Origin of the sequence: Acinetobacter sp. (genome assembly GCF_050285345.1) — a bacterium.
Lineage (GTDB): Bacteria > Pseudomonadota > Gammaproteobacteria > Pseudomonadales > Moraxellaceae > Acinetobacter.
In genome coordinates this window covers 51,295-67,044 of record NZ_JBLZXR010000115.1, presented here as the reverse complement: position 1 = coordinate 67,044, position 15,750 = coordinate 51,295, and the positions used below count along the sequence as shown (strand labels likewise).

The 15,750-nt window shown below is 49.7% G+C and carries 17 protein-coding genes; all 17 read right to left on the bottom strand.

The genetic code is table 11. The features are described from left to right. Positions 1–213: 213 nt before the first annotated feature. On the bottom strand, positions 214–648 hold the full coding sequence (locus ACN6OV_RS09885; RefSeq protein WP_427952493.1) for an excinuclease: 435 nt from the start codon (positions 646–648) through the stop codon (positions 214–216). 17 nt (positions 649–665) lie between these two features. After that, entirely contained in the window at positions 666–1,028 is a 363-nt protein-coding gene (locus ACN6OV_RS09880) for a hypothetical protein (RefSeq protein ID WP_427952491.1), read from the bottom strand. Between the two features lie 68 nt (positions 1,029–1,096). Then, on the bottom strand, positions 1,097–2,317 hold the full coding sequence (locus ACN6OV_RS09875) for a beta-ketoacyl-ACP synthase (RefSeq protein WP_427952489.1): 1,221 nt from the start codon (positions 2,315–2,317) through the stop codon (positions 1,097–1,099). Next, the gene (locus tag ACN6OV_RS09870) at positions 2,317–3,042 is read right to left on the bottom strand and encodes a 3-ketoacyl-ACP reductase FabG2 (RefSeq protein WP_427952487.1); all 726 of its coding nucleotides are present in this window, start codon (positions 3,040–3,042) and stop codon (positions 2,317–2,319) included. The genes ACN6OV_RS09875 and ACN6OV_RS09870 overlap by 1 nt, the downstream gene beginning before the upstream one ends. Continuing rightward, positions 3,039–3,476: a 3-hydroxylacyl-ACP dehydratase gene (locus ACN6OV_RS09865; RefSeq protein WP_427952485.1), complete on the bottom strand. Its 438-nt coding sequence runs from the start codon at positions 3,474–3,476 to the stop codon at positions 3,039–3,041. Before ACN6OV_RS09865 ends, ACN6OV_RS09870 begins: the two co-directional genes overlap by 4 nt. Beyond that, positions 3,473–4,675 (bottom strand): beta-ketoacyl-[acyl-carrier-protein] synthase family protein, encoded by a 1,203-nt coding sequence (locus tag ACN6OV_RS09860; protein WP_427952483.1) that lies wholly within the window; start codon positions 4,673–4,675, stop codon positions 3,473–3,475. The genes ACN6OV_RS09865 and ACN6OV_RS09860 overlap by 4 nt, the downstream gene beginning before the upstream one ends. Further along, a complete protein-coding gene (locus ACN6OV_RS09855) occupies positions 4,665–5,273 on the bottom strand; it encodes a DUF3261 domain-containing protein (RefSeq protein WP_427952499.1) in 609 nt (202 codons plus the stop codon). The genes ACN6OV_RS09860 and ACN6OV_RS09855 overlap by 11 nt, the downstream gene beginning before the upstream one ends. Before the next feature lies 1 nt (position 5,274). Continuing rightward, positions 5,275–6,573: an NAD(P)/FAD-dependent oxidoreductase gene (locus tag ACN6OV_RS09850; RefSeq protein WP_427952481.1), complete on the bottom strand. Its 1,299-nt coding sequence runs from the start codon at positions 6,571–6,573 to the stop codon at positions 5,275–5,277. A gap of 26 nt (positions 6,574–6,599) precedes the next feature. Beyond that, a complete protein-coding gene (locus ACN6OV_RS09845; RefSeq protein ID WP_427952479.1) occupies positions 6,600–8,924 on the bottom strand; it encodes an MMPL family transporter in 2,325 nt (774 codons plus the stop codon). Continuing rightward, complete coding sequence (locus ACN6OV_RS09840; RefSeq protein ID WP_427952477.1) at positions 8,899–9,543, bottom strand: outer membrane lipoprotein carrier protein LolA; 645 nt, start codon at positions 9,541–9,543, stop codon at positions 8,899–8,901. Before ACN6OV_RS09840 ends, ACN6OV_RS09845 begins: the two co-directional genes overlap by 26 nt. Positions 9,544–9,546: 3 nt before the next feature. Further along, positions 9,547–9,966 (bottom strand): acyl-CoA thioesterase, encoded by a 420-nt coding sequence (locus tag ACN6OV_RS09835; RefSeq protein ID WP_427952475.1) that lies wholly within the window; start codon positions 9,964–9,966, stop codon positions 9,547–9,549. Between the two features lie 15 nt (positions 9,967–9,981). Further along, positions 9,982–11,505 (bottom strand): HAL/PAL/TAL family ammonia-lyase, encoded by a 1,524-nt coding sequence (locus ACN6OV_RS09830; protein WP_427952473.1) that lies wholly within the window; start codon positions 11,503–11,505, stop codon positions 9,982–9,984. A gap of 5 nt (positions 11,506–11,510) precedes the next feature. Then, positions 11,511–12,425, bottom strand: coding sequence for an acyltransferase (locus ACN6OV_RS09825; RefSeq protein ID WP_427952471.1), 915 nt, complete (start codon positions 12,423–12,425; stop codon positions 11,511–11,513). A gap of 17 nt (positions 12,426–12,442) precedes the next feature. Continuing rightward, positions 12,443–13,177 (bottom strand): glycosyltransferase family 2 protein, encoded by a 735-nt coding sequence (locus ACN6OV_RS09820; RefSeq protein WP_427952469.1) that lies wholly within the window; start codon positions 13,175–13,177, stop codon positions 12,443–12,445. Next, the gene (locus tag ACN6OV_RS09815) at positions 13,174–14,883 is read right to left on the bottom strand and encodes an AMP-binding protein (RefSeq protein ID WP_427952467.1); all 1,710 of its coding nucleotides are present in this window, start codon (positions 14,881–14,883) and stop codon (positions 13,174–13,176) included. Before ACN6OV_RS09815 ends, ACN6OV_RS09820 begins: the two co-directional genes overlap by 4 nt. 58 nt (positions 14,884–14,941) lie before the next feature. Beyond that, positions 14,942–15,496: a septation protein IspZ gene (locus ACN6OV_RS09810; RefSeq protein ID WP_427952465.1), complete on the bottom strand. Its 555-nt coding sequence runs from the start codon at positions 15,494–15,496 to the stop codon at positions 14,942–14,944. Next, positions 15,493–15,741, bottom strand: coding sequence for an acyl carrier protein (locus tag ACN6OV_RS09805; RefSeq protein WP_374664749.1), 249 nt, complete (start codon positions 15,739–15,741; stop codon positions 15,493–15,495). Before ACN6OV_RS09805 ends, ACN6OV_RS09810 begins: the two co-directional genes overlap by 4 nt. Between the last annotated feature and the right edge of the window lie 9 nt (positions 15,742–15,750).

The following is a 15,750-nucleotide window of genomic DNA, read 5'->3' as shown; positions in this document are numbered from 1 at the left end:
CTGAATTTGAAGAAGAAGAAATTCCTTAAGGAATTCTGCTCTGATTTTTCAATAAAAAACCCATCTTCGGATGGGTTCTTTATTGACTCAAATGTGCATTCGGATTCTAACGACAAATCATAAAAGCCCAATAAGTTGAAGGCTAAAGCGTTGAGAGTATACGCAGCAAATAAACTTCTTATTTATTAACCTGCTGACTCAACTCTTATTCAGTTAAAATTTAACAAGATCACCTTTTAATGCAACACCTGCAATCGCTGTACCTTTGGCACATTTGTATGTCGTCGTGCTACGGGTTTCATTTGACTTATAGAAGCTCACTAAGTTAGTGACAGCATTTGCACCATTAGCTTTTGCGGTATTTTGGAATTGAATCAATGCAGAACGTAATACATGATCACATGAAGTTTCTGCAGATTTAGCAAAACCATTAGTTTTCTTATTGGTCACAAGACCTTTTTTAATCACATTTCCACCAGATTTTGTTCCCGCCAAATAAAATTTAACAGAACCATCCAGAGTGCCATCTGCAACGGCACGATCTACAGCTTGTTTAAAATTAAAATCATGCATTTGGTCAGCTGCTTGTGCTGATGTAAATGTAGCCAGCCCCAGAATAGTTACGAAGCTAAATTGTTTAATATTCATAGTAATTGCTCTCTAATTTAATTTAACGTTTTTGAAAGTTGTGTAAATACCGAATTATCTAAACGTGTCTTCCATGCCATCGCATTTTTATGAATTTTGTTACCACGTTGATCTAAATTACGACTACCTGTAATTTGTGAACTGACTTGATTGCCTGAGATGAGATAGGTCACTTGCAAATAATGGCTACGACGGGTTAAACCCGCAACTACCCTTGTCTGATCTGCCTGTTCAACCACCCAACCAGTGCGCGCATTTTGACCAACACTCAACCGAATATTGTTCTCAATATCAGCCGCAGTCGCATGTTTTGCTGTCATCAATTGCCGCTGCGGATAATTGGAAATTTTTACAGTACTACAAGCTGTTAATCCCAGCACACTCACTGCTGATAAGATAAATAGTGTTTTTTTAAACCCCATTTTTTACCCTCTGTTTCAGTTATGGTCTATATTTTTTTTAAAATTAATGATGTATTAATGCCACCAAAAGCAAAATTATTCGTCATAATAATTTTTGCCGACATAGGGCGAATATCGCCACAAATATAATCTAATTCCGCACACGTAGGGTCAATGGTATCTAAATTTAAAGTTGGCACAAATTGATTACGTTGCATCATTTCAATACTGAGCCATGCTTCGATTGCACCACATGCACCTAAAGTATGACCAAAATAGCTTTTTAATGAACTGATTGGCTTTTTACCCAATATACGCGCAGTTGCTTGTGATTCAGCAATATCACCTTGATCGGTCGAAGTACCATGTGCATTGACATAATCAATATCCGCGGCAGTAAGCTGCGCATCTTTCAGTGCCAGTTGCATACAGCGCCCCATCATCTCAGAATCAGGTCGCGTCACATGCTGACCATCAGTATTGCTGCCATAACCGATAATCTCAGCATAAATAGTCGCTCCACGCGCTTTAGCATGTTCATATTCTTCTAAAATCAGGCAGCCTGCACCCTCGCCCACCACCAAGCCGTCACGGTTAGCATCAAAAGGGCGCGGCGTTTTTTCAGGATGTCCGTTTTGCGTACTGGTCGCCAGCAGCACATCAAAGACCGCCGAACCAGCCGCACTCAGCTCTTCCGCGCCACCGGCGATCATCACAGTCTGCTTGCCGTATTTAATCGCCTCATACGCCTGGCCAATCGCCATTGAGCCTGAAGTGCAGGCGCTGGATGTCGGCAGAGTCTGCCCTTTCAAGCCAAAATACACGGTCATGTTCACCGCGCTGGTATGCGACATCATGCGGATATAGGTTGTCGCATTCAGCTTATTCATGTTGTTGTCGAGCAGCATCGCACCAAACTCGCTGACCGCATCAACACTGCCTGCAGATGAGCCAAAAGCCACCCCGGCATCGCCGCTCTGCAGAATTTCATGCTGCAGCAAGTCGGCATCTTCCAGCGCTTTTTCCGCGCAGACCACTGACATGAGAGCGACACGCCCCATGCCGCGGGTCACTTTGCGGTTAAAATGTTTCGGCACGGTAAAGTTTTCGACAGGCCCGCCTAATTTACTGCGCAGATCGCCATAAATTTCCCAATCCGGCATATAGCGGATGCCGCTTTTGCCGACAGCAAATTGCTCAAAAATCTGATTCGCCGTTTCCCCCAACGAAGTAATGCCTGACATACCCGTCACTGCAACGCGTTTCATCAGATCAATCCTCCATTCACCGAAATGACTTGGCGGGTAATATAGCTGGCGTCATCACTGCATAAAAATTTCACAGCTTTGGCTACCTCCTCCGCCTGTCCCATGCGCTGCATCGGGATCATTTTAAGCGCATGCTCTTTAACTTCATCGTTGACCATTTCAGTTTCAATTAAACCTGGCGCAACGCAGTTCACGGTAATTTTGCGTTTGGCCAATTCCAGCGCCAGCGCCTTAGTCGCGCCAATGAGGCCAGCTTTGGCTGCGCTGTAATTGACTTGCCCGCGGTTGCCCATCATGCCGGAAACAGAAGATAAGGTGACGATACGGCCGCCCTGCTTTAAGCGGATCATAGGCATCATCAGCGGCTTCAACACATTGTAAAAACCATTCAGTGAAGTCGAAACCACCTCATCCCAATCCACATCAGTCAACGCTGGGAAAGCGCCGTCACGGGTCAATCCTGCGTTCAGCACCACGCCGTAAAAGGCGCCATACGCCGCCACGTCCTGCTCTAAAACCACAGCGATATGTTCACGGTCATTCACATCAAACATCAGCACATGGCTGTTTTGACCCAAAGCCTGAATGCCTTCCGCAACCTGTTCTGCATCCTGCTGACGGGAGCGCGCATGCACAGTCACATCAAAACCGGCTTTGGCCAATTCAAAAGCAATGGCTTTGCCTATGCCGCGGCTAGATCCTGTCACTAAAATTCTTCTGCTCATGCTTGCATCCCCATGCTTTCTTTTACGTTTTCCGGTTCAAATACACTTAGCATGGCGCTGAATTGATGTTCTTGATATTCAATTTGACAGTTAAACTGCCCCAAGCCTTCATGCAGATAACTTTGCTCCACCCGAATCCACACAGTGCTGCCCATGGCAAAATAAGCGCAGGGCAGCTGCATTTTACGGGTACCCAATAAAAAGCCGATTTTCGGCGGCAGGCCCTTGCTTTGCCCTTTATGGCCTGCATAGGCGCTGATGGTCTGCGCCATCAATTCTATGCTGCTCCATGTCGGCAGGCCGTTCGCCTCGCAAAACATCAACTCAGGCCGAATCTGCAGTTCAGCAACCGCATAGCGGTCATTGGATTCAATCAAATGATCGACAAATACCATCGGCTTTTGATGTGGAATAAACTGTACGGCATCCATCATGGCAAAACACGTCCCAAAATTAAACTGATATTGCTGCCGCCAAAGGCAAAAGAATTGCTCATAGCATAGCGCATCGGTTGCGGCAAACGGCTGTCCCGCACATAGTTCTGACCGGCCAATGCACTATCCAGCATTCCAGCATGATGCAGCGGCAGCCATGACTGATCCAGCAAAATCTGCTGGCAAATAAAGGCTTCAATCGCGCCTGCTGCACCGAGGCAATGTCCGGTTTTGTGTTTTGTGCTGCTGAGCGGCACGGGAAAATCGGCAAAAACCGCCTGCACCGCTTTAATTTCCATGGCGTCATTTTGCGGCGTTGATGTGCCATGCAGATTTAAATAGCCGATATCAGCAGCGCTTAAACTTGCGACATCGAGCGCTTTTTGCATCGCTTCAGCGGCGCCCTGACCTTCGGGATGCGGTGCAGAAATATGCCATGCATCCATCGATTCACCGCTGGACAGCAGCATGACCGTCGCAGCTTCTTTAGACAGTAAAAACAGCCCTGTCGCTTCACCAATATTGATGCCGTCACGGCTAGCGCCGCAAGGCTGGCAAATGCCGCTGGACAGGCTTTCCAAACTATCGAAGCCATTCAAGGTCAGACGGCACAGCGTATCCACACCGCCAACCAGCACGGCATCGGCCAAATCCGCATTCAGCAGGCGCTGCCCCGCAGCCATGGCTTTAGCGGCCGAAGAACAGGCTGTGGAAATGGTATAGGCTGCGCCCTCCCAGCCTAAATAGGCCTGCAAAGCTTTGGCCAAACTGCCCATTTCCTGCTTTTGATGCTGCACAGGCGTATTGGACTGCTGCTGGAAGTATTCTTTCAAAACGCTTTCATTGTCTGCAACACCGGAAGTCGAGGTGCCAATAATCACCGCAAGCCGCTGTTTTGCAAACTGAGTCGTATAAGCGCGCACATCAGCTTCAATTTTTGCCAAAGCCGTTAAGGCAAAGCGTAAATTGCGAGAGTCTGCATTTTGCAGCTCCGCAGGCACATCACTGCGCAAAGGCTGCGGATACGCCCCCACCCAGACACTGCGCCCAGCAAGGAGATCCGTGCGCGCAGACAAGGTGTTTTGATCCTGCGTCAGGGCATTTTGCAAGGCTACGGCATCCTGTCCCAGTGCAGACAAAGCTGCGCTGAATTGGATGCCGACGGCTGAGGATCGATTGGACTGCTGATCAATGCTCATCTGCATCCCCATTATTTGTTATGGCATTATTTTCCACGCCATCGTTTTCCAACGTATCGCTGACTGGGCTGATCACCATCTGATACGGCACCTGCAGGTTATCCAGTTCAATGGCCTGATCCTGCTGTGCAATCTTCAGCACCGGCTGCTGCTGAATATAAATGCTTTGCCCCGCGGGGCTTTGCTCAACCTTGACTTGATCTGCACACTGGGCGGAAAAATTGGGATAGGTGGCATACAGCAGATCACGCACCATATAATCAAAAGGCAACGCTTTCATCGGATCGATGCGCTGTTCCACGTGGACTCTCTGCCCATCAAAAGCTAGCTTAAACAGCTGCTGACCGGTCAGGCTGAGCGCCAGCATCTCCAGCTGCTGCCCGCGCTGCTGCTGATACACCAAAAAACTGAAGCCATGCTCTTTCCACTGCACTTCAATTTGATCCTGACGCTGATAACGCTGATTTTGATCACTCTGCGCAATCCACGCCGGCGATGCCAGGCCCTGCGCCTTGGGCAGCATTTTAGGCACTAAACTTTGGCAGCCGCTGCACAGCACAGCGCTGGCTAAAAATAGGCTGGCGAATTTCAAACTCAGCTTAAATTGCATCAGTTAAAACTTCTTTTTGCTGCGCTTCACGGCAATATTCCGCCAATGTGCTGAGGCGCTGTTTGGCATTGTGGTGAATCGGATTTGCGGTATCCCAAGCATAGCCGGCCAGCAGTGAAGCAACCATGCGGCGGATTTTTTCATCTTGGTTCTGGGAAAATACCACATCCTGAAATTCACCTGCGTACCAAGATTCCACATAAGCGCGGAACACTTGAATGCCTTTACGCAACGGTTTTTCATACTGCGCCATCCAGTCCACCGGCTGACCTTGCAGCACTTGATCGACCAACGGAATTGCCAAGCTAGAAGATTTCAGCGCAATGGTCACGCCAGAGGAGAATACAGGATCTAGGAACTCACCGGCATTGCCCAGCAGCGCATAATTGTGTGAAGCCAAATGCTTCACATCTGCCGAATAGCCGACCAAGGTACGCACAGGCGTATCATGTTTTGCGTTTCGCAGCACATGCGACAAGCTGTCATCATCCGCCAAAATCCGTTTTTGCAGCGCTTCTAAATCATAATCGGCGCTGCCGTCATAACCGTATTTTTCAAAAAAGTCCTGCTCGGCCACAATCCCGAACGATGAGCGCCCATCGGCAAAGGGAATCAGCCAATACCATGCGCGGTGATCTTTTTCGTGTACGGTGATCAGAATTTTTTCACGGTCAAAATCAGGATCATCCAAAATGCCGTCTTCAATATGGGTAAACACGGCGCGGCGCACAGGAAAATCAGATGGACTTTCCAAGTCTAAAAACTTCGGCAAAATCCGGCCAAAACCGCTGGCATCCAGCAAGAACTTGCCTTGAATTTGATACGTCTGCGCGTGCTCATCTTTCACCGTTAAAATCGGATGAGCTGATTCTACATCCACCGCCGTCACTTCGTGGCCGAAGCGAATATCCGCGCCCATTCTCCCGGCCTGCTGCGCCAGAAGATGGTCAAAATTGGCGCGGCGCACTTGCCATGTGGTGCCCGGGCCTTCGCTGAATTTTTGGGTAAAATCATAGAAACTGCGCTGCTTACCTTTTAAAAAAGCGGCGCCATTTTTAAACTGAAACGCATATTCATCGACATGCGCGCGTACAGTTTCCAGCAAACCGGCTTCTTCTAAAAACACCATCGACTGCGGCAGCAGCGACTCACCAATGGAAAAGCGCGGGAAATGCTGCTTTTCAATCACGGTCACCTGATAGCCTTTTTGACGCAGCAGCGCTGCAGCTGAACTGCCCGAAGGCCCTGCCCCAATAATTAACACGTCTGCTTGCTGAATAGCGCCCATAGCACTGCACCTTTTAACTTCTTATCTCAGCTCTTTGGCTGATACTGTTGAACCACAGTATGTTTCTCATCGGACGATGTAAACAGTGTGGCGTAAATAAATGAAAAAATGACCCCCAGCAAGACCGTTAAGCCAAAGCTGTGAATAGCATAAGTATGGCTAAATGACAGCAGGCCAAAACCGAAGAATGTCGACATCATGCAGAGGAACAGCGCCATACCAACCACTTGCGGATGGTCATGCCCGTGGCGGTAGAAAATCGCATAATCTACGCCAATGCCGATAATCAGGAACGTGCCCATAATGCTGAACAGATTGATTTCCACACCCAACCACGCTTGAATCGCAAACGCCGTCATCAGCGCCATGCTGACCGGAAGCACCAGCGGCAGGATGGATTTTTTCCCATACAGCAGCCCTAAGCCAATGGCTAAAAGCACCAAAGCTCCGATTAATAAGCGCTGCGCATGCTCACGGTGCTGCTGGAACAGTTCGGACAGCTGATGCACCGGCCGCAGCATCTGCACATTCGCGCTACTCAGCTGCTGTACGGCATGCATATCATTCACTTGCTGCAGCATCACTAAACGCTCAGTTGCACTCATCTGCAAAAAGCTTAAAGGATGATGCTGAAATTGTGCGCTGGTCAATAAAGGCCGATCTTTTAACTGCGCCTGCCACTGCAGAACCGTTGGCGGGCTCAGCTGCATAGCTTGCGCATATTCGCTTAAAGCCGAAGCAGGAATGGACTGCAGCAGGGCGATATTTTGCTGTTGCTGCGCTGCGGACGGCAGCCATTGACCTAAAGCCTGCATACCTTGCAGCTTGCCCTGCTGCTGCAGCACAGACAGCTGGCTCAGCAGCTGCTGTTCATGGCGTTCCAATTCTGCAAGCGTTTTACCGCGCACCACAAAATAATCACTACCCTGCTGCTGCATAAAGCGCTCGCGCACATACTGATCTTCCTGCTTTAAAGATTGATCCATGCTTTGCAGATTGCGGATGTCATCATTGCTTTTCAAAAACAATAAGCTGCTGCCGGTCACGGCAACAATCAGCGCTATCATGGCATAGCGCAGGCGGCTGTGCGCCTGTACATAATTACGCGCTTGGCCAATAAAGCCGAGCATGCGGATGGCCGGTTCAGCATTCAGCGCAGGCAGGCGCGGCAGCAGCAAAATACTGGTGATCCACGCCGCCGTCAAGCCGACCATGGAAAACACAGCGATCTGCTGAAAGCCGGGAAATGGCGTAAAGCTCAGCACCACATAAGCCAGCAAGGTGGTCATTAACCCGATAAACAGGCTCGGCAGAAGCGGCTTGAGTACGGCAAATCCATCCAGATGCCGATGCTGCGACTGCATGGCCATAAAGTAAAAAGAGAAATCGACACAGACCCCGATCAGGCTGGCGCCAAACACCAAGGTTATTAAATGAATTTCGCCAAAAATCCAATAGGTCACGGCAAAGGCCACTAAACTGCCGGTACTCACCGCAACCATTTCCGTCAGCATCGGACGCACCGAGCGGAAGCCAAACCAAACCAGAAGCAAAATACCAATGGTTGAACCCACGCCAATGGTGGAGATTTCTTCCTTGGCAGAGTTGGTGCCAAACTGCGCAAACAGCAGCGTGCCCGTCCAGTGCGGCTTAACCTGCAGCTGGCTGAACTGCTGATTCATCTGCTGGATAAAAGCAGCAGTCTGCGCTTGATAGTCGATATTGTAGGGACTGTTTTTCAGCGCCAAGACCATCAGGCGGGAAATGCCGCGCTCATCCCGAATCGTGGCAAAACCATGTTCGAGGCTGATGTCTGCATTATTCTGCAGCGCGCCCAAACCCATGGCATAGCGCGGAAACAGCAGCAGCGGATCCTGCTTTAATAGATCCGCCGTCACAGGCATGCCTGGACTCATCAATTGCAGCAGACCTTGCTCGCTTAAAGCTGCGTAATCCTGCTGCTCCAGCAGCTCGCGGTCACTCTGCGTCAATAATCCAGCTTTATGCTGATACAGCACGCGGGAAAACTGTTCATAGTCCAGCTGCGGCTGGACCGGCCGAAACAGCCGGCTCTGATCCGCCTGCTGTTTCAGCGCCGCTGTGGCCTGCTCCAGCTGCTGATCATCCTGCGCATCCAGCACCACAAAGACTTTGTCATTCAGCTGGCCGCTGACATAATCCTGCGCGCGCTGCAGATCCACATCCTGATGCGCTTCCGGCAGCAAGGCGAAAATATCGGTCTGGATATAAATATTTTTATGCAGCCATGCCCCACCTAAAGCCACCGCAATTACACACAAAAACACCAGCCAAAGGGCTGTAAATTTATTTTGCCAATTGGAAAAGCGCATTTTCCGCCGCCATTAAAGTTTGAGGTTGAGCGCTTTGCTGACTGAAACGGATCACCGTGCTGTTATTGGCTTTTTCCTGAATGGCGATGCGGTTGACATAGCGCTGGCCTTGCGCATCGACACGGACAAACAACTTTTTAAATAAGCTGCTTTTCGGGGTCAGCACCACATTCCACTGCGCGGGGCTGTAATTGGCCGAAACCACATTGAAATTTTTCGCCAGCGCGGCTTCATTGCCGGACATCAGCTGTAAAAACATGGTGGCAACAGAACCGTATGGAGTTTTATCCACTTCAATCTGGCTGGAAGTACGCTGGGTTTTTTGCACCAGCTTGCGCGGCGTCACCACCAAATCGGCTTTCACCGGACTTTGAATCTGCCACAGCACCCCCTGATTTTTACTGAACAGCACTTCGCCTTTAGATACATAGGTTTTATTCAGTGAAGCCAGTTTTTTCTGCTGTTCAAAATTGGCGCGCACCACGGGCACTGCGCCCAGTTGGCTGAAAATCTGCTTGAGTTCCATATTCTGCGCCTGTGCCGCCGGAGCAAACAGAGCTGCAGCCGTCACTGCGCAAAACAATAGCGATGAAATAGACCGATTGTGCTGAAGAAACATATTCTACTCCGCTTTAAATTCAGGCCATGCCTTCAGGCAATCGAACAGCACTTGCGGCGATTGATAGCACATCTCACGTGTTGCCATCTGCACCGCTACTTGCGTGGTATAGCCTTTGGTTAAACGTTTGCCGGACGCTGCATCAAAAATCTGATATTCAATTTTCAGGCGGTTTTCCCATTCTTTTAAAATTGCCCGCACACGGATTTTCTGCTCGAACTCAATGCCCTGCACATAGCGCACATGGCTTTCAATCACGGGCCACGCATAGCCGGAATCACGCATTTGCGTATAATTATAATGAAACTGATCCAGCAGCTTGCAGCGCGCAATTTCAAAATATTTTAAATAATGCCCATGCCATACCACATTCATGGTATCCACATCATGAAAGGGCACATCAATAATCACATCTGCATGCATCGCTCTATCCTTCGCTTATACAGCCATGCTGTTCAAAAGTTCTAAATCTTCAAAACGGTCCACCAGCGCCTTCAGTTCGTTTTGCAAAGGGCGATCTTCCTCTACATAGTTGAAGCTGCGAAGCACCCATTGTTGAAATGCTGTTAATACAGGACTGAGTTCTGTATCCAGGCCTTTCAGTTTGACCGCCTGTACCGCAGCGCAGCTTAAGGCCGCCATCACTTGTTCAGTCAAGGTGATCACGCGGCTGGCATCCCGGGCTGCAATGGTGCCCATGCTGACTTTGTCCTGATTGTGACATTCGGTCGAACGGGAAAAAATCGACGCCGATAAGGTCTGTTTCAGCGCTTCCGCCGTCCATGCCGACACCCCGATCTGCACGGCTTTAAAACCATGATTCAACGGCAGGCGTTCTGCGCTTGAACCGGTTAAATTGCGCGGCAGGCCATTATTCATTTTGTAGTCGACCAATTGCGCCAGCTGACGATCCATCAGGTCAGCAATATTGGCGATCATGATTTTCAGGCTATCCATGGCCTGCGCAATATGGCCGCCATAGAAATGCCCGCCATGCAGCACGCGCAAATTCACCGGATCAATCAATGGATTGTCATTGCTGGAATTCAGTTCATTTTCAATAAACTGGCGCAGCCACACTTTTGAATCTTCAAATACCCCAATAATATGCGGCGCGCAGCGCAGCGAATAGCGGTCCTGCAAACGCGAGCTTTGATGCTCGGTCTGCACTTGGCTATTCAGCCACACCCGCAATTGCGCGGCAATCCGCTGCTGGCCCAGATGCGGTTTTTGCGCAAACAGCACTTCATCAAAATGACTGGGATTGCCTTCCAGCGCCAGCACATTCAATGCCGTCACCATGGTGCTGGCAAACGAAATCTGCTCGGCTTTTTTATAGTTCAGGCAGGCAATAGCGGTCATAACTGCTGTGCCGTTCATCAGCGCCAAGCCTTCTTTTGGACGCATCACCAAGGGCTGCAGGCCTTTTTCGGCATACACTTCGGCAATCGGCACAATCCGGCCTTGGTAATACACATCACGCTCGCCCACCAAAGCGCCGGCAATATAAGACAAAGGCGTTAAATCGCCGCTGGCGCCGACTGAGCCTTCAGAAGGAATCACCGGGATCACATCTTCATTCAGCATCCACGCCAAACGCTGCAGCAAGGCATGCGATACACCCGAATACCCGCGCGCCAGTGAACACAAGCGCACAGCCACCACAGCGCGCGCGGTGATTAAATCCAGATTTTGCCCCATGCCGCAGCCGTGAAAGCGCGACAAATGCAAAGGCAGCTCATTCACCTGATGCGGCGGAATTTCCACTAGGCAGGAATCCCCATAACCCGTGGTCACGCCATAAATCACGCCTTCATCCTGCAATAACTGATCGAGAAAATCTGCACCGCGCTGGATCAATGCATTCCATTCATCAGACGCCGGCAGCGCCACTTGATGCTCTTTGTGCGCTACAGCCACAATCTCTTCAATGCTGAGCGGTGTTTCCCCAATCGTTAACACAAGACTTATCCTTTATTCCAAAAATTATAAAAATTAAACCATTGATACGGCGCACGCATACAGTGCTGTTCCAGCAATTGCACGTATTGCCGCGTGGTCTGCTGCATAGCCTGCATGCGCTCTTTGCGCGGCCAATTCAGCTGATCCACCACTTTATGGATATGCACTTCAAAATGTTCCTGCACCCGATAACAAAACACCGCCAATACAGGCGCTTTCAGCAGGCTCGCCAAGATCCATGCGCCTTGCGGCCACAGCGCCTGTTCACCTAAAAACTCGACTGACTGCACCCGGCCTGACTGCACCGGTACACGGTCGGCCGCCACAATCACCCATTCGCCTTGATCCAGCTTGTCCTGCAAAATCAGCGCGGTTTCGATGCCAAGCTCATCCACTGAAACCAGATTGACATCGGCATGCGCGTTCAGCTTTTTTAAAAACGCATTAAATTTTGTCGCGTGCTTTTGATAGACCAGCACATTGATTTTTTGTGCATGCTCCGACTTCACAGCGCGCAGCAGCTCAATATTGCCAAAATGCGACACCACAATCACTGCGCCTTTTTGGTAATGCGCGCGAAAATGTTCATGGCCATGCAATTGCAGCTCCTGTTCAACCACATTGCCCAGCCAGCCTTCAATTTTGTCCAGAATGCATTCGCCAAACTGCATCAGATGCGTATAGGTTTGGCCCATCTGCGGTTCAGAAGGAAATGGAGAGTTATGTACTGCAAAATGATGCAGCTTTTTCAGATACAGCAATGACGCTTGGCGCGCTGTATTGGAAAACAGCCAATACCATAAGATCACAAAATACAGCACCAGCCTGCACAGCCAGCGTCCGCCCAAGCGATAAAAGCCCAGCATCAGCATCAGCGGCAGCATGCCGCCGCGCTCTTTCACGGCGCTCCATTTCTGCATATGCTTCTCTATCCGCCTTAGCCTTTGACTTTCTGATAAATCAGTTTCGGGAAACGCAGCAGCATGCCGCCCAATAAGCGACTGTGCGCACGCGCCATGCCTAAATTATCCCGCCAAACATTGAAATGTGAAATGCCATTTTCAGGATAAATCACCCGTGTCGGCACATTCACAAAAGGTACATTCTCCCATTTCAAGCGCACCAAAATCTCGGAGTCAAAACCCATGCGCGGCTGGAATTGAGCGCTGTTCAGCACTTTCACAGTTTGCGCCAGCGGATAGACCCGAAAGCCGCACATGCTGTCTTTAATCTCAAACGATAGGCTGTTGATCCAGACCCAAATATGCGTGGCATAGCGGCCATACAGGCGCTTTTTCGGCACCGAGTCATCAAACACCGGCTGGCCAATCACCATCGCTTCGAGATGCATGGCTGATGTATCTAAAAACTGCTGAACGTCATTCCAATCATGCTGGCCATCTGAATCCAACTGCAAGGCATGGCTATAGCTCTGCTTAAAAGCATGCTGCAGGCCAGTCATCACGGCCCCGCCTTTGCCTCGGTTCACGTCATGCTCAACCAAATCGATCAATGGATTTTCGGCTGCGAGCTGGCGCAGCATGGCAGTACATTCAGCATTGCTGCCGTCATTCACCATAATGATCGGCAATTGAAAAGCATTCAGATGCGCTGTCAGCGCCGCCAAATAATGCGGATGGTTATACACGGGAATTACAAAGCACGGTTTCATTGCACGGCCTCACCTGATGCCTGCCTGGATGCCGCTGCAAACAGCAGCCGGCCTGAAGCTAAAGTCTTCTCTGCGCTTTTCAATTTAAAACTCACTTTATGCGCTTTGCGGCTTAAAGCCAATTCGACACATTGATAAGGCCGGATCAAGTCTTGAAATTTTAACTGCTCAAAACCATTGCACCATTGCAGATCTGCCCAATGCTGCTTGGCAAAATACTGAATGAAGGCGATTTGCCCGACCCCCGGATAAATAGGAAAATCCGGAAAATGTCCCTTAAAGCATTCCAGTTCCGGGCTAAATTCCAGATGGTACTGAATTTGTTCAGACGCGATTTGCACACCCAATACCACTGGCAGCTGCATCGGCTGAAACAGCGATTTGAGGTACTGCTTATTCAATTTGGACTGCGCATTTTGCGGCATTTGGGTCAAGAAACGCCATTGCCGCGGAACCGCAATGCTTTCCAATTTTTCACTCAGCTGTTTTTTCAACTGTGCCGTAAAGACTGCTTTACCCATCTGCTGCAAGCGCTGACGCGCTTCATCACTGAGCACGGCCACGGCAGCCAAAATTTGACGGTGTTCTTTTTCATAAACCAGCACATGGCACTGCAATACAGCATCCAGCTCTGCAATTTTGCTTTCAACCGCATCGAGGCTGAGGCGCTTTTCTTCCAGCTTGACAATCCGGTCTAAACGCCCCAGCAGGCGAAATGGACTCTTTGGATTTCCCGCTTCCATCAACTCAATTTTATCGCCGGTCAAAATCCAGTCCGTGCTGAACGCATGATTAGTTTTGACCGCCAGCTCCTGCTGCGCTGCGGCTTGAATATTCACATTGGCAAAAGGAATCCACAAGGCATCATCTTGCTGACGGTGCGCAATTCCGCCGGTTTCGGAGCTGCCGAACACCTCAGTAATCGAGCTGTTCAGGTAGGGCCGCACACCGGCCTCCAGCTTGCCGCCGGAAGAGTACACCGTGATGCAGTCCTGCAGGCGCACATCGTCCGTCCAGCGCTTCAATAAAGCCGGGCTAGAAATCACATAATTCGGCAGCTGCAAATGTGCGATGTTCTTTTGAATATCGGCTACGTCTTCCGGAAACGCCACTTGCTGCTGATAAAAACTGCGTCCACTAGCTAAAGGCCACAGCAGCTTGAACAGCAAGCCATAAATATGCTGATGGCTGACTGTAGCAATCGCAATGGCCTGTTCCGGCAAATCAAAACTGGCATGCAGGCCGCAGACTTCATTAAACAGCTGCTGCAAGGTGCGCGGAATTTTTTTCGGCTGGCCGGTCGAACCTGATGTATAAAAATACACCTGCGCTTGGCTTAAAAAAGCCTCATCCAAATGAAAAAACTCTTCCAGCGTTTTCTGCTGCAGCTCATTGTTATTTTCTGCAGTCCGCGGCTGACACTGCAGGAAATAGATCTGCTCAGCGGCCAGTTCTTTTTCCAAATCGCTGACCCGGTTCGGCGGCAGCAGCACTTGCTTGCCCGCCTGCAGCGCCGCAAGCAGCAGCACTAAAAACTCATAGCTGTCCTGTTCCCATAATGCCCAAACCGGCGTCTTCAGCTGGCTAATGTACAGCGACTGTTCAGCCACATCGCGCCAAAAATCCTGAAACGAAATTTGCTGCAAATCCGCCTGAATACACAGTATGCGGGAAGAATTTAAATGGTGCTGAAAATGACAAGACATAAAATTTGTTTCTAAACCGTATTTCTCATATCTGGAGTAAATGCTGCATTTGCAACGGCTATTCTTGCATCTGATGCAGCCGCTGCTGGCGCTTGCGCAAAACAAACTCTCCCAGCATCAATAAGCCCATCAGCACATAAGATAAAAAACCGTTATACAGCACCCAGATTTTCATGGGCGTAAAAAAAACCGTGATCAGCGCAATCGCGGCATTCATACAGAAAAATCCGCACCAGACTTTAGTGACCTGACGCGTCCACGCTACGCCTTCCGGCGGCAAATCCGGCTCCGCCAAACGCGCAAAGCGTTCAATCATGGACGGCGGCTTGATCAGCGTTCCCGCAAAAATAATGAAAGCGCCGATGCTCATAAATACCGGATACAATTTCAGCCAGGCATGATCTTTTAAAATCAAGCTAAGTCCGCCGCACAGAATAGCAAAGCCAGTCAAAGGCCACAGCAGCGCATTGCCTTTGCTGAACAAGCGGAGCACGCCCAGTCCAATCAAGACCGCACTGACCCAAATATACTGGCCGTGCGCCAAAGCATAGCCGACAAAAAAGGGATAAAGGATCAAACCGACCACTACTATCCCTTTGAATACTGCGTTCATTCAGCCGACATATGCTGAATGACGGCAACCACATCCTGCACGGTGCGAACATTCTTAAAATCTTCCGGATTGACCTGCTTGCCGGTGAGCTCTTTAATTTTCACGACCAAATCAATCGCATCAATACTATCGACATCGAGATCGGTGGCTAAATTGGACTCGAGCTGGACATCTTCCGGAGCAATTTCAAACAGCTCCTCCATCCATTCACGCAATTTTTCGAGTACTGTTTCTTGTGCAAGCATAGCAACCTC